This is a genomic window from Candidatus Accumulibacter meliphilus, assembly GCF_036625345.1.
In the GTDB taxonomy this organism is placed as follows: Bacteria; Pseudomonadota; Gammaproteobacteria; order Burkholderiales; family Rhodocyclaceae; genus Accumulibacter; species Accumulibacter meliphilus.
Genome location: NZ_JAZKTZ010000001.1, coordinates 134,595 through 148,923, shown reverse-complemented (window position 1 = coordinate 148,923; position 14,329 = coordinate 134,595). Strand labels below are relative to the sequence as shown.

8 protein-coding genes and 4 pseudogenes are annotated in these 14,329 nt (G+C 65.0%); 8 read left to right on the top strand and 4 right to left on the bottom strand.

All coding sequences use genetic code 11. The features are described 5' to 3' along the window. Positions 1-48: 48 nt before the first annotated feature. Together nhaD and V5B40_RS00680 are read right to left on the bottom strand one after the other, a co-directional pair. Positions 49-1,363: pseudogene (gene nhaD / locus V5B40_RS00685) on the bottom strand (sodium:proton antiporter NhaD); the annotation flags it as partial. Continuing rightward, positions 1,345-3,337: pseudogene (locus tag V5B40_RS00680) on the bottom strand (UvrD-helicase domain-containing protein). The pseudogenes V5B40_RS00680 and nhaD, both read right to left, overlap by 19 nt. A 221-nt stretch (positions 3,338-3,558) precedes the next feature. Here V5B40_RS00680 and V5B40_RS00675 point away from each other — a divergent pair. The 8 genes and pseudogenes from V5B40_RS00675 (at position 3,559) to arsC (ending at position 11,663) form a co-directional block, all read left to right on the top strand. Continuing rightward, positions 3,559-4,725, top strand: a pseudogene (locus tag V5B40_RS00675) (efflux RND transporter periplasmic adaptor subunit). Between the two features lie 132 nt (positions 4,726-4,857). Then, positions 4,858-5,538 (top strand): annotated as a pseudogene (locus V5B40_RS00670) (ABC transporter ATP-binding protein); the annotation flags it as partial. Between the two features lie 22 nt (positions 5,539-5,560). Beyond that, a complete protein-coding gene (locus V5B40_RS00665; protein ID WP_332352651.1) occupies positions 5,561-6,769 on the top strand; it encodes an ABC transporter permease in 1,209 nt (402 codons plus the stop codon). 345 nt (positions 6,770-7,114) lie between these two features. Further along, on the top strand, positions 7,115-7,465 hold the full coding sequence (locus tag V5B40_RS00660; RefSeq protein WP_332352650.1) for a helix-turn-helix transcriptional regulator: 351 nt from the start codon (positions 7,115-7,117) through the stop codon (positions 7,463-7,465). Then, positions 7,462-8,772 (top strand): type II toxin-antitoxin system HipA family toxin, encoded by a 1,311-nt coding sequence (locus V5B40_RS00655; protein WP_332352649.1) that lies wholly within the window; start codon positions 7,462-7,464, stop codon positions 8,770-8,772. Before V5B40_RS00660 ends, V5B40_RS00655 begins: the two co-directional genes overlap by 4 nt. Further along, positions 8,769-9,974: an ABC transporter permease gene (locus V5B40_RS00650; RefSeq protein ID WP_332352648.1), complete on the top strand. Its 1,206-nt coding sequence runs from the start codon at positions 8,769-8,771 to the stop codon at positions 9,972-9,974. The genes V5B40_RS00655 and V5B40_RS00650 overlap by 4 nt, the downstream gene beginning before the upstream one ends. Before the next feature lie 218 nt (positions 9,975-10,192). Beyond that, complete coding sequence (locus V5B40_RS00645; protein ID WP_332352647.1) at positions 10,193-11,230, top strand: SGNH/GDSL hydrolase family protein; 1,038 nt, start codon at positions 10,193-10,195, stop codon at positions 11,228-11,230. 79 nt (positions 11,231-11,309) lie between these two features. Next, on the top strand, positions 11,310-11,663 hold the full coding sequence (gene arsC / locus V5B40_RS00640; RefSeq protein ID WP_332352646.1) for an arsenate reductase (glutaredoxin): 354 nt from the start codon (positions 11,310-11,312) through the stop codon (positions 11,661-11,663). A 23-nt stretch (positions 11,664-11,686) separates the two neighbouring features. Here arsC and V5B40_RS00635 read toward each other — a convergent pair whose 3' ends face one another. After that, positions 11,687-13,534, bottom strand: a complete 1,848-nt coding sequence (locus tag V5B40_RS00635) for a glutamine--tRNA ligase/YqeY domain fusion protein (RefSeq protein ID WP_332352645.1) — start codon at positions 13,532-13,534, stop codon at positions 11,687-11,689. Positions 13,535-13,566: 32 nt separating this feature from the next. Beyond that, positions 13,567-14,028: a type II toxin-antitoxin system RatA family toxin gene (locus tag V5B40_RS00630; protein WP_332352644.1), complete on the bottom strand. Its 462-nt coding sequence runs from the start codon at positions 14,026-14,028 to the stop codon at positions 13,567-13,569. Positions 14,029-14,329 lie beyond the last annotated feature (301 nt).

Sequence of the window (14,329 nt, the reverse complement as noted above, 5' to 3'; positions counted from 1 at the left end):
CGAGCGTGCCAAGCGTGCTGGCGCTGGAGCATCCGCCGCGCCAACGCCTTAGAACATCGCGCTATTGATCCACAGGTGCGTAGCGATACTGGCAGCGTAGCCGAGGGCGATGACCGGCGTCCATTTGAGGTGCCCGAAGAAAGTGTATTTGCCGCGTGCCTGACCCATCAGCGCCACCCCCGCGGCCGAACCGATGGACAGCAGGGAGCCGCCCACACCCGCGGTGAGCGTCACCAGCAGCCACTGCCCTGTAGACATGTCCGGCATCATGGTCAACACGGCAAACATCACCGGGATGTTGTCGACGATCGCCGACAGGAGACCGATCGCGATATTGGCGTTGGTCGCACCCCAGTCGCCATACATCAGCTCGGAAGCCATCGCCAGGTAGCCGATGAAGCCGAGGCCGCCGACGCATAGCACCACGCCGTAGAAGAAGAGCAGGGTATCCCACTCGGCGCGGGCAATCTTGTTGAATACGTCGAAGGCCGGCAGGCTGCCCAAACTTTCGTCATGCCTGATCTCGGTCCGGAATTGACGGCTGGTCATGCCGTACTCAAGGTGCACGGTTTTCTTCAGGTAATAGCCGAAGAACTGCAGATAGGCCAGGCCGGTCAGCATGCCGATGACCGGTGGCAGATTCATGAAGTTGTGGTAGCTGACGGCGGTGGCGATGGTCAGCAGGAACAGCGCAATGATGCGCCTGGCGCCACGCTTCATCACCACGGCCTTACCACCCCCGTGCGGTTGTACGTTCGGGACCGTCAACGACATGATGGCGGCCGGCAGCAGCCAGTTGACCAGCGCGGGAATGAACAGGGCAAAGAAGGACGCCGAAACCCACCTCACCCTGCGGCGTCTGGATCCCTTTCTGCCAGACCATCAGGGTGGTGATGTCGCCAAAGGGGCTGAAGGCGCCACCGGCGTTTGCCGCCACGACGATATTGATGCAGGCAAGCAGAACAAACTTGGCATTTTCGCCGCCGACCGCCATGACCACTGCGCACATCAGCAGGGCAGTCGTCAGGTTGTCCGCCACCGGGGAGATGAAGAACGCCAGGACGCCGGTTATCCAGAACAGTTTGCGCAGTCCGTAGCCCTTCTCGATCAGCCACGAGCGCAGGGCCTCGAACACATTGCGCTCGCTCATGGCATTGATGTAGGTCATCGCGACCAGCAGGAACAACATCAGCTCGGCGTATTCGAGCAGGTTATGCCGCACCGCCATTTCTGCAGCATGGTTCATGCCGTGGCCGCTATAGACAATGGCGATCAGTGCCCAGATCAGGCCGGCGGCCAGGATCACCGGTTTTGACTTGCGTAGATGGGTGAATTCCTCCGCCATCACCAGTGCGTAAGCGACTTGCCGAGCATCGCTTTCATCGCCGCCAGGCGATCGGAGCTTGGCGGCCTTGTCCGGCGGCGCCGCGCTCTTGCCGCCGGAAACGCGCAGGTCATCGCCCATCTCGGCGACGAAACGCGAAGGCTCGCAGGGAATGCTTTCGCGGCCCTGCTTGCGTCGCTCGCAGTAGCTCAGGTGCAGCGAGCGCTGCGCGCGCGTGATTCCTACGTACATCAGGCGGCGCTCCTCCTCGATGCGGCCGTCGGCCTGCGCTTCGCGGTGCGGCAGAATGCCCTCTTCGATACCGATCAGAAAGACGTGCTTGAACTCCAGGCCCTTGGCCGCGTGCAGGGTCGATAGCTGGACGGCATCGACGTCTGCTTCGTTCTTGTCGAGCAGGTTGATCAGGGCGATGGTCTGGGTGAGGTCGATCAAGGTCTTGTCTTCTCCTGGCCCTTCTTGCCCAACCAGTCGCAGAACTCCTGCACGTTGCCCCACTTTGTTTGCGCCGCACGCTTCTCGTCGTGCTCGTTGAGCCAGTCTTCGTAAGCGATGGCGTTGAGCAGTTCGGTCAGCAACTGCGCCGCCGGATCGCTGCCGGCGCGCGCCTGCAGGCGATTGATGAATTCGCAGAATTCGAGCAGCGGCGCCAGCTGGCGTGGCTGCACGCGCTGCGCGAAGCCCTGTTCGAAAGCGGCCGCGAACAGGACAGGTGGCGTTCGCCGGCGTAGCCACCGAGGGCCTGCAGCGTGCTGGTGCCGACGCCACGCCGCGGCGTGCTGACCGCGCGGATGAACGCCGGGTCGTCGTCCTCGTTGGCCAGCAGGCGCAGATAGGCGACGAGATCCTTGATCTCGCTCTTGTCGAAGAAGGACTGGCCGCCGGACAGCAGGTAGGGAATGCGCTGGTTGCGCAGGAACTGTTCGAGCGCCCGCGCCTGGAAGTTGCCGCGGTAGAGGATGGCGTAATCGCTTGAACGCGCCGCGATGTTCGAAGCGATGCGCCTGCAGCTTCATGACCACCGCTTCGGCTTCCTTTTCGTTGTCCTGGCAGATGCTGACGGTGATCGGATCGCCGTGGCCGAGGTCGGACCACAGCTTCTTGTCGAACAGCTTTTCGTTGTGCGCGATCAGCGCGTTGGCCGCCTTGAGGATGCGCACCGTCGAGCGATAGTTCTGTTCGAGCTTGATCAGCTTGAGCTTCGGATAGTCGCGCGGCAGCCCGCGCAGATTCTCGATGTCGGCGCCGCGCCAGCCATAGATCGCCTGATCGTCGTCGCCGACCGCAGTGAACGCGGCGCGCGGCCCGGCGAGCAGCTTGAGCAGCTGGTACTGGCTGGTGTTGGTGTCCTGATACTCGTCGATGAGCAGATAGCGCAGGCGGTTCTGCCACTTCTCGCGCACTTCCGGATGGTTCTCGAAGAGCGCCACCGGCAGCGCGATCAGGTCGTCGAAATCGACCGCCTGGTAGGCCTGCAGAGTGGCCGAATAGCTGGCGAAGGCGTTCGCGGCGAGCAGTTCGGTGTCGTTCTGCGCGTCCTTGCGCGCCTGATCGGGCGAGACCAGCGCACTCTTCCAGTTCGAGATCAGCGACTGCAGCTTGCGGATGACCGCCTTGTCGACGCTGGCGGCCAGCTCGGAGACGATGGCGAAAGCAGTCGGTGGCATCGAGGATCGAGAAGTTCGGCTTGTAGCCGAGCGTGCGCGCTTCCTCGCGCAGGATGCGCACGCCGAGCGCGTGGAAGGTCGAGATGGTCAGGCCCTTCGACGGCTTGTCGGCGAGCAGCTTGCTCACCCGCTCCTGCATTTCCTTCGCCGCCTTGTTGGTGAAGGTGATGGCGGCGATGTTGCTCGGGCTGAAGCCGCAGGACTCGATCAGATAGGCGATCTTCTCGGTGATCACGCGCGTCTTGCCCGAACCGGCACCGGCGAGAACCAGCAGCGGACCGTCGAGGTAGCGGATCGCTTCGCGTTGCGGGGGGTTGAGCGAGGACATCGGGCGGGCGGACAGAAGCAGCGGGGACGGAAGCGGGGGGCGATTCTAGCATGCTGGCCGAGGGCGACCGCGACTGGCGCCGGGCCAGCCAGCGGCCACTGACGCGGTTTCGTCGGACGGACGAGACGTTCCGTCCTTGCCCTGGGCACGGTTTCGTCAGAACATGACGGACCTTGCCCTCAAGCCGCCTCGCCAACCCTGAGCCCCACCGCCATGTCGCCATGTCTCCGCTGATTCGCCGTCTGTTGCTTGCTGTGCTTGTCGTCGTGCTGATCGCCGGAGGGGTGTGGTGGGCGACGCGACCGGAAGCCGGTGGCGGTGGTGTTCAGGGAAATCGAACGTGGGCTGGTCGAATCGACGATCGCCAACACCCGCGCCGGGACCATCGAAGCCTGCCAGCGCACCAAGCTGTCGACGATCACCGGCGGCCGCATCGAAGTGCTGGCGGTGAAGGAAGGCGACCGGGTCGAGAAGGGCCAGCTGCTGATGAAGCTGTGGAACGACGACCAGCAGGCGCAGACGGGCGTGGTACGCGGCGCAGGTGGCCACCGCTCGCCAGCGCGTCAATGAAGCCTGCACCGTCGCCGCCAACGCCGAACGCGAGGCCGAGCGGCAGGCAAGCCTGCGCGCCAAGGGCTTTGTTTCGCAGGCCAAGGAGGACAGCGCGCGCAGCGAGTCACTGGCCAGGGGCGCCGGCTGCGCTGCCGCCAAGGCCGACGTCCTGCAGGCCGAAGCGCGAGTCCGCCTGACCCGCGTCGAGGAAGGCCGGACGGTGCTCTACGCGCCCTTTGCCGGCACCATCGCCAAGATCGTCGGCGAGGTCGGCGAGTACTCGACACCGTCGCCGCCGGGCGTGCCGACACCGCCGGCGATCGATCTCATCGACGACTCCTGCCTGTACGTCAAGGCACCGATGGACGAAGTCGATGCGCCGCGCATCGCGGCCGGGCAGACGGTGCGCATCAGCCTCGACGCGCTGCCCAGGCAATCCTTCCCGGGCAAGGTCAGGCGCGTCGCGCCTTACGTTTCGGCGGTCGAGAAGCAGGCACGCACGGTTGATATCGAAGCCACTTTCGACGACCCGACGGCGCCCGGCAAGCTGCTCGTCGGCTACAGCGCGGACATCGAAGTGATCCTCGACCTGCGTGCGGACGTCGTCCGGGTGCCAACCTCGGCGCTGCTCGAAGGCGGGCGCGTGCTGGTCGCCGGTGCCGAGGGCAAGCTCGAAGAGCGCTCAGGTGAAGACCGGCCTCGCCAACTGGGAGTTTGCCGAAGTGCTCGAAGGATTGGCGCCGGGCGATCGTGTCGTGACCTCGCTCGAACGCGCCGGCGTCAAGGCCGGTGCACATTACGCGACCGATGCCCAGGCGACGGCAAGCGGCCGCTGACGGTCATGACCTGTCGAGTGCGCATACCCCGGATCATGAAAGTCATGACCGTTTCCCCTCTTCCCCTGACCCTTCTCCCGCCGGGGGAGAAGGGAGCTTCGTGAGTCGCAGACGCGACTTTCATATCAAGCGATGAGCGCGGCGCTGATCGAACTGGCCGGCATCGAGCGCGTTTTTCAGCTCGGTGACAGCGAGGTGCACGCGCTGCGCAGCCTTGACCTGAGCATCGCCGCCGGCGAGTACGTCGCGGTGATGGGCCCGTCGGGCTCGGGAAAATCGACGCTGCTCAACCTGCTCGGCCTGCTCGACCGGCCCAACGCCGGCACCTACCATCTCGAAGGCCGCGACGTCACCACCCTCTCGGCGGAAGAGCAGGCGCGGGTACGCAGCGAGCGCATCGGTTTCGTCTTCCAGAGCTTCCACCTGGTGCCACGCCTGACCGCCGCCGAGAACGTCGCCCTGCCGATGATTCTCGCCGGCATCGCGCCCGCGCAACGTGCCGAGCGCGTGGCGCAAACGCTGCGCGACTACGGCCTGGAAAACCGCGCCGACCATCGCCCGGACCAGCTCTCGGGCGGACAGCGCCAGCGCGTGGCCATCGCCCGCGCAACGATCATGCAGCCGGCGGTGATTCTCGCCGACGAGCCGACCGGCAACCTCGATCGTGCCACCGGCGAGGAAGTCATGCGCCTGCTCGAAACGCTCAACGGCCAGGGCGTGACGCTGATCGTGGTCACCCACGACGGCGCCCTCGGCGCCCGCGCCAGGCGCCAGTTGCTGATGGAAGACGGCGCCCTGCAACACGACAGCGCCTACCCTGAAGCAACACCAGCACGTGCGCACTCCCGACCTGATCCGCTTCGCCCGCGACGCGGCGACCGGCAACCCCCTGCGCACTTTCCTGCTGGTGCTGGCAATGGCCATCGGCGTCGCGGCGGTCGTCGTCCTCACCGCGCTCGGCGACGGCGCCCGCCGCTACGTCCTCAATGAATTCTCGTCGATCGGCAGCAACCTGGTCATCGTCCTGCCCGGACGCTCGCAGACCGGCGGCTTCAACCCCGGCAACGCCGTCACCAGCACGCCGCGCGACCTGACCATCGACGACGCGCAGGCGCTGTTGCGCGCCAACGCCGTGCACCGCGCCGCGCCGCTGGCCGTCGGCACTTCCGAAATCAGCTTTGCCGGCAAACTGCGCGAAGTGATGGTCGTCGGCACCACCGCCGAGTTCATCGACGTGCGCCGCCTGACGCTGGCGCAGGGGCGCTTCCTGCCGACCGGCGACTGGCGTCGTGGCGTTTCCGAAGCGGTCATCGGCGCCAAGGTGCGCGACGAAATGTTCGGCCACGAGTCGGCGCTCGGGCAACTGGTACGCGTCGGCGACCGCCGCTTTCGCATCGTCGGCGTCCTCGCCTCCAGCGGCCAGGGGCTGGGCATGAACACCGACGAACTGGTCATCGTGCCGGTGGCCCTGGCGCAGGCGATGTTCAACAGCAACACCCTGTTCCGGATTCTCGTCGAAGCGAGCAGCCGCGAAGCCATCGAGCCGGCCAAGGTGCAGGTCACCGAGATCATCAAGCAGCGTCACGACGGCGAAGAGGACGTGACGATCATCACCCAGGACGCCGTACTCGCCACTTTCGACCGCCTGCTCGGCACGATGACCCTCGCCGTCGCCGGCATCGCGGCGATCAGCCTGGCCGTCGCCGGCATCCTGGTGATGAACGTGATGCTCGTCTCGGTCGCCCAGCGCAGCGCCGAAATCGGCCTGCTCAAGGCGCTCGGCGCCACCGGCGCGACGATCCGCAACGCCTTCCTGACCGAAGCGGCGATGCTCTCGGTCGCCGGCGCCGTGCTCGGCTTCGTGTTGGGGCAGGCGGGCGCGGCGCTCATCCGCCAGCTGTACCCGGTCTACCCGGCCTTCCCACCCGACTGGGCCGTCCTCGCCGCGCTCGGCACGGCACTCGTCACCGGCGTGCTCTTCGGCGTCCTGCCCGCCAGCCAGGCCGCGCGGCTCGATCCGGTGCAGTCGTTGTCCAGGCGCTGAGTCCGGGAAGGGCGCGCCGAAAGTCTCGTCGAGAAGCGGGAATGGCAAGCGCCACACCAGCACGCACGTCATTGCGAGGAGGCGCAGCCGAGCCAGCAATCCAGTTCCATCCTCTGACCAGAACATCGGGCAGCGCCTAAAGGACGTCTTCGCCGAGGGTGAGTTGGTCAAGGATTCAGTAGGAAAGGAATCCTTTACTACTGCCGCAGACGGGAAAACTACGCGACCCGGTTCCACAAGCTCAATGCGATCATATGGCGGGAAAATTGTGTCGAATCGTCACCTGTGGTCACCTGTGACGAGGAGATCTCTTACACTCGCAAAATTCGCCATGTCTGACGCCTTATGAAGATTTCTCCGAACCTGGCCGATCAGGCTATCCTCCAGGAAGTTGGCCAGCGCCTCGCGGCTGTGCGCATCGAACGCAAGCTCACGCAGGCTGCCCTGGCCGAACAGGCGGGGGGGGCCAAGCGGACGATCGAACGCCTGGAGTCGGGCGAGGTGGCAACCCGGCTTTCGGGTTTCCTGAGAGTCTGCCGGGTGCTCGGTTTGCTGGCGCGCTTCGAAGCTCTCCTGCCGGAGCCGCTGCCCGGCCCGATGGCGCAGTTGCAGCAGCAAGGCCGGAAGCGCCAGCGGGCCACGGGCGAGAAGGCAGAGCCCGCCGAGAAGAAGTGGCCCTGGGGTGAGCCAGCATGATGGCCAGGGTCCAACTCTGGGGCCGCACGATTGGCGCCGTCTCGCTCGCGCGAGGGCGGGAGGTGGCGACGTTTCAGTACGATCCGGAGTTCGCGCGTAGCGGGATTGAGATTTCGCCGCTGAGCATGCCCTTGAGCGAGCGGGCGCATGAATTCCCGGCGCTGCCGCGCGCGACTTTCCACGGTCTGCCGGGGCTGCTCGCGGATTCGCTGCCGGACCGCTTCGGCAAGGCCCTGATCGATGCCTGGCTAACCACGCAGGGCCGCAGGCCGGAGAGCTTCAACGCAGTCGAGCGCCTTTGCTATACCGGCAGGCGCGGCATGGGAGCGCTGGAGTATGCACCGGCGATGGGGCCGAGCGCGCGCAAGAGCAAGACCACGAAGATCGAAATCGATGCGCTGCTGCGCGTGGCCGGCGAAGTGCTGACCCATCGCCACGATCTCCAGGGATATTTTCACGGCGCCGCTAAAGAGAAAGCGCTGCGCGACATCCTGAGCGTCGGCACGGTCGCCGGCGGAGCCCGGGCCAAGGCGGTGATCGCGTGGAACCCGGCCAGCAACGAAGTACGCTCGGGACAAATTGCGGCCGGCGAGGGTTTCGAATACTGGCTGCTGAAGTTCGACGGTGTTGCCGGCAACAAGGACAAGGAGCTGGAAGACCCGCAGGGATACGGGACCATCGAGTTTGCCTATCACCTGATGGCCAGGGCGGCTGGAATAACTATGAGCGCCTGCCGGCTGCTGGAGGAAAACGGACGGCGGCACTTCATGACCCGCCGCTTCGATCGTTTGCCGGGCGGGGAAAAGCTGCACCTGCAGTCGCTGGGTGCGCTGGCGCATTTCGACTTCAATCAGGCCGGAGCCTACGCCTACGAGCAGGTGCTGCTGACCATCCGCCAGTTGCAGCTGCCGATGGCCGCCGTCGAGGAGCAGTTCCGGCGGATGGTCTTCAACATCGTGGCGCGCAATCAGGACGACCATGTGAAGAACTTTGCCTTCCTGATGAACAGGGAGGGCGAGTGGTCGCTCGCTCCGGCCTTCGACCTCACCTACAGCTACAATCCGTCCGGTTCCTGGACGGCCACGCACCAGATGACGCTGAATGGGAAACGGGACGGCTTCGCACTGGCGGATTTCAAGGCCTGCGCGAAAGTGGCGCTGATGAAACAGGGCCGCGCGGCGACGATCATCGCGGAAGTGCAGGCGGCCGTGCAGCGCTGGCCGGAGTTTGCCGCTGAGGCGCGCCTCGCCGATGAATGGCGTGACAAGATTCAGAAGACGCACCGGCTTTCTTTTCCAGAAAAATGATCCGCCCCCGCGACTCACTGCACCTCGCCCTGCGCGCGATCACCGCGCACCGCCTGCGCAGCTTCCTGACCCTGCTGGGCATTGCCGTCGGCGTCGCGGCGGTGATCCTGCTGACCTCGATCGGCGAAGGTATCCATCGCTTCGTGCTCGCCGAATTCACCCAGTTCGGCACCAATGTGATCAGCGTCGCGCCGGGCCGGACGAAGACCGCCGGGCACGCGCCGAGCGGCATTCCGACGTCGGTGCGGCCGCTGACGCTCGACGACGCACGCGCCCTGGCCCGCCTGCCACACATTACCGGCATGACGGCGACCGTCTGGGGCAATACCGAAGTCAATGCCAATGGCCGCCTGCGGCGCACGACGGTCAATGGCGTCAGCCCCGAGATGCTCAAGGTGTTCAGCATCAAGGTGCGCAGCGGTCAGTTTCTGCCCGCCGAGGACGCCGACAGTGCGCGCGCCTTCATGGTGCTCGGCGCGCGCCTCAAGGAGGAGTTGTTCGGTAGCGCCAACCCGCTCGGTGCCCGCGTCAGCGCCGGCGGCATGCAGTTTCGCGTCATCGGCGTCCTCGAAGCCAAGGGGCAGTTCCTGGGTATCGATCTCGACGACGCTGCCTACATTCCGACCGCGCGGGCGCTGGAGCTGTACAACCGCGACGGGATCATGAAGATCGATCTGTCGTACGAGGAAGGCGTGCGCGCCGCCGGCGTCAGCGCGCGCGTCAAGGCGACGCTGACGGCGCGCCATGGCCGCGAGGATTTCACGATCACCACTCAGGAAGACATGCTGCGCACGCTGTCGAACATCCTCGACGTGCTGACCATGGCCGTCGGTGCGCTGGGCAGCATCTCGCTGCTCGTCGGCGGCGTCGGCATCGTCACCATCATGACCATCGCGGTCACCGAACGGACGGGTGAAATCGGCTTGCTGGTTGCCCTCGGCGCACCGCGGCGGACGATTCTCGGACTCTTTCTCGGCGAAGCGGTCGCCCTCTCGGCACTCGGCGGATTGATGGGCCTGCTGCTCGGCTTCGGGCTCGCGCAGTTGATCCACCTGCTGGTGCCAGCACTACCGGTACACACGCCGCTCAGCTTCGTCGCCCTGGCCGAACTCATCGCCGTGGCCATCGGGCTGCTGGCCGGGGTGCTGCCGGCCCGGCGTGCAGCACGACTGAACGCGGTGGACGCGCTGCGCGCCGAATGAGGCGACACGGCTCGGCGGAGGCCAGTTGCCGCGCTGCCGCTGCCCGCCGGTGACCCTGCTGGCAAAGGGTGTCGATAATTTTTACAGCGGATCAGGATCCAGCCTGTGCAGGAAACAAGATCGCTAGCGAAAACAGCGCCTTGAGTGCGGCGGCGCATTTCTTGCTTGCGAGTCGACGTTCGTCAACCCGACGTGGATCAATTGGAAAGGAGTACAAGATGAACAAGCTTCTCCGCATCCTGGCGTTGCTGTTGGTGGTCGGCGTGCCGACTTCGGCCAGCGCTGCTTTGCAGCAGTTGACCAATCTCTTCGTCTTTGGCGACAGCCTTTCGGATGGTGGCAATAGCGGGCTGCTGAGCCAGGCGGCCACCGCGGGCCTACCCGGCGGCCCCTTCACTTTCCCGCCGCCGCCGTATTACAACGGTCAGTATTCGAACGGCCCGGTCGCCGTCGAATATCTCTGGAACATATACAACCCGGGCAACGCCAGCTTCCGACCGTCGGCGGCCGGCGGAACCAACTATGCGATCGGTGGCGCGACCACCGGACTGGAGAGCTTCAACTCGGTCAATCCCAACGTGCCCGCCGCACTGCAACCGGTCTACGCGCAGAAGAGCAACGACTGGCAGCTAGCTACTTTTGCGGCCCAGAGCCCGGTTTTCGACCCGGCGACTTCGCTGTTTGTCGTCTGGCTGTTTCCCAACGACCTCTTTTACGTGGACGCCACCGGAACCCTGCCCGGCACGGTGCCCGGCTCCACTGGCGGAGCCAACGTGATCGCCAATGGCGTCGCGAATATCGTGGCCACGGTGCAGACACTCGCCGCGGCCGGCGCGCAACACGTGCTGGTGCCGAACATGCCCAACCTTGGAGATACCCCCGGCTTTCTTGGCGATGCTGGCCTGTCAGGCTTGAGTGCGCTGTTCAACGCCAGCCTCGGAATGGCGATGAGCTCCCTCGATGCGGCGCTCTCCTCGGTCGAGATTGTCCAGTTCGATACCGCTGCCGCACTCAGGAACATCATCGACAACAAGAGCGCCTACGGTTTTGAGGTCGCCGATCAGGCGTGCCTCGATCACTTTGGCGAGTGCAATCCCGATACCTGGGTATTCTGGGATGGCGTACACCCGACGACCAGGACCCACGAGATTCTCGCGGCAAAATTCTACGCTGCGGTGCCCGAACCGAGCGCCTTTCTGCTCCTAGCGACGGCTTTGTTGGGGCTGGCGATGACAGGCCGGCGCAAGTCGCTGTAGCCGATTTCAATGAATTGCCCGGGGCCCCGCTGCGGCGGGCCTCGTCGCGTGGCGCGTACACTTTTTCCAAGGACCCGCAATGAGCAACGCTCCCCTGCGCATTTATCACAACAAGCGCTGCTCGAAGAGCCGAGCGGCCTGCCAGTTGATTGCTGAAAAGGGCGTCGACGCCGAAATCATCGATTACCTGGCGACACCACCAAGCCGGGAGGAGCTGCTCGATTTGCTGCGCAAGCTGGGCATGAAGCCCGAGCAGCTCGTTCGCCGCGGCGAAGCCGTGTTCAAGGAGCACTACGCCGGGCGCTCGCTGAGCGACGACGAGTGGCTGGATGCCCTGACCACCCATCCGATTCTGATCGAACGGCCGATCGTCGTGCGCGGCGAACGGGCGGTGCTCGGCAGACCGCCGGAGAAGGTGCTGGAGTTGCTGTAGGCGGCGATCCCGGCAAAAACTCCCTACTTTCGCGCGCCGCCCTTCACCGACCACGAATCCCTGAGCGTCACCGTCCGGTTGAACACCGGCGCGCCGGGCTGCGATTCGACGCGATCGGCGACGAAGTAGCCATGCCGTTCGAACTGGAAGCAGTCTTCCGCCTCGACCGCCTTCAGCGAGGGTTCGAGCCAGGCCTGGATGACGCGCATGCTGTCGGGATTGATGTCGTCGCGGAAATCGCGCTCGACGCCTTCCGGGTCGCCTTCGCGCCGGGCACCCGGTGAGGGGACGGAGAACAGCCGGTCGTAGAGGCGCACTTCGGCAGGACAGGCCTCGGCAACCGAGATCCAGTGCAGGTTGCCCTTGACCTTGTAGCCGTCGGCACCCGGCGTACCGCTCTTCGAATCGGGGAAGTATTCGCAATGAACGGCGCTCACGGCACCGCTGTCGTCAAGGTCGAAAGCGGTGCACTTGACGACATAGCCATAACGCAGACGGGCCATATTGCCGGGATAGAGGCGATGGTAACCCTTGCTCGGTTGCACCATGAAGTCTTCGCGTTCGATCCACAGCTCGCGGCCAAAAGGCATTGCGCGCTTGCCGGCTTCCGGCTTCAGCGGGTGGTTGGGCGCAAAGCACTCCTCGCTTTCTGCGATCGGGTAGTTGTCGATGATCAGCTTGAGCGGATCGAGCACCGCGACGCGGCGTTCGGCGGCATCGTTGAGCACTTCGCGCATGCAGTCTTCGAGCAGCGAGTACTCGATCAGCGAGTCCGATTTCGAGACGCCGACACGCTCGGCAAAGAGGCGAAAACCTGCCGCCGGGTAGCCACGGCGGCGCGCGCCGACCAGCGTCGGCAGACGCGGGTCGTCCCAGCCGGCAACGTGCTTTTCCTCGACCAGCTGGATCAGCATGCGCTTCGAGAGGACGATGTAAGTGAGGTTCAGTCGCGAGAACTCGATCTGCTGTGGCAGCGGCCGCTGCAACAGGCCGCCTTCGGCCAGCCGCTCGAGCAGCCAGTCGTAGAAAGGGCGCTGGTCGGCAAATTCGAGGGTACAGATCGAGTGGCTGATGTTCTCGAGGGCGTCTTCGATCGGGTGCGCGTAGGTGTACATCGGATAGACGCACCAGCGGTCGCCGGTGTTGTGGTGGCTGGCGTGGCGGATACGGTAAATCGCCGGATCGCGCAGATTGATGTTGCCGGCGGCCATGTCGATGCGCGCCCGCAGGATGTGCGCGCCGTCCGGAAACTCGCCCTGCTGCATGCGCTTGAAGAGGTCCATGCTTGCCGCGGCGCTGCGCTGGCGAAACGGCGAGTTGGCGCCCGCTTCGGTGAGCGTCCCGCGGCTGGCGCGCATTTCCTCGGCGCTCTGGCTATCGACGTAGGCGTGGCCGCTGCTGATCAGGTATTCGGCAAACTCGACCATCCAGTCGAAGTAGTTGGACGCGAAATAGAGGTTGCACTCGCTGTCTGGCGAAGCTTCGGAGAGCGGACCTTGCCAGGAAAAGCCGAGCCAATGCACGGCATCGACGATCGAATCGACGTATTCCTGCTCTTCCTTCTCCGGGTTGGTGTCGTCGAAGCGCAGGTGGCACCGACCACCGTAGTCCTGCGCCAGCCCGAAGTTCAGGCAGATCGACTTGGCGTGGCCAAAGTGCAGATAGCCGTTCGGCTCCGGCGGAAAGCGCGTGCGGATTTTCGCCGCGTCGAGCGCACCGGCAAGTTGCTGCGCGGCCGGCCCGGGCCGGCCCGACCATCTGCGCGCCGCATGTTTGCCGGCGGCGAGATCGGCTTCGATGAGGTTGCGGATAAAGTTGCTGCTGGCGACTGCGGAGGTGCTTGGCGCAGTACTGCTGGGCTCCTGGCTCACGGGGCGATCCTTGATTCGAGAAGCCTTGCATTTTACCCGCCCGGGCTGACAGCACCGCCGCTTTTCGCAGCCAGCGCGTGCGCGCGCGCTTCGAAGGCGCTGACCATGCCGGCCGCCATCGGCACGATCATCAGCTGGATCACCGGCACCAGCAGCAAGGAGCGGATCTCGCAGTCCAGCGCAAAGTCGACGTGGCAGCAATCGTCGCCGAGCGGCGTGAAGGCCCAGCGGATGTCGAAGTGCGCGAAGGAGCGGTCGTTGGAACGAACGCTGATCCGGTGCGGGCGTTCAAGCTCGGTGCGCGTGCGGAAGCGATGCAGCAGTAGCCCGAGCGCCAGGCTCTGCTCGGTTTCGTAGGCCGCTTCGTCGCGGCGAACGATCTTCGCATCGGCGATCAGCGGCACGAACTTGGGATAGCTTTCGACATCGGCGACGACATCGAACAGGCACTCGGCGGCCAGCGCAATAGCGCGGCTTTCACGGTGGATTGCCATGGGCTGCTGCCTCCTGTTTTCCGTTTCCTACGCGCTTGCGTGCTCGGAGCCGGGCAGCGCAGGGCGCGGAATCACAAGCTGGGCAAGGCTGCCTGACGACACCCCGAATGCATAGCAGCAGCGATCATAGCAATCATTGACCTTTGGCGGGCAGTACGATTTACCCATGGCCAGCCCGAAATCGCCCGGCATGCGCCGACCCAGCTTCCCGCTGGGTTTTTCTACTGGGGCGTGACGAACTTCGCGCAGGGAGGAAGCTGCCGCCTTGACAAGCATTTCCCTGGCGGGTAGATTCGCGTCC

Bases quoted from the DNA above. Each gene is read 5' to 3' on its own strand.
- V5B40_RS00660 (WP_332352650.1), top strand. From the start codon at position 7,115: ATGAAGATTTCTCCGAACCTGGCCGATCAGGCTATCCTCCAGGAAGTT.
- V5B40_RS00655 (WP_332352649.1), top strand. From the start codon at position 7,462: ATGATGGCCAGGGTCCAACTCTGGGGCCGCACGATTGGCGCCGTCTCG.
- V5B40_RS00650 (WP_332352648.1), top strand. From the start codon at position 8,769: ATGATCCGCCCCCGCGACTCACTGCACCTCGCCCTGCGCGCGATCACC.
- V5B40_RS00645 (WP_332352647.1), top strand. From the start codon at position 10,193: ATGAACAAGCTTCTCCGCATCCTGGCGTTGCTGTTGGTGGTCGGCGTG.
- arsC (WP_332352646.1), top strand. From the start codon at position 11,310: ATGAGCAACGCTCCCCTGCGCATTTATCACAACAAGCGCTGCTCGAAG.
- V5B40_RS00630 (WP_332352644.1), bottom strand. From the start codon at position 14,028: ATGGCAATCCACCGTGAAAGCCGCGCTATTGCGCTGGCCGCCGAGTGC.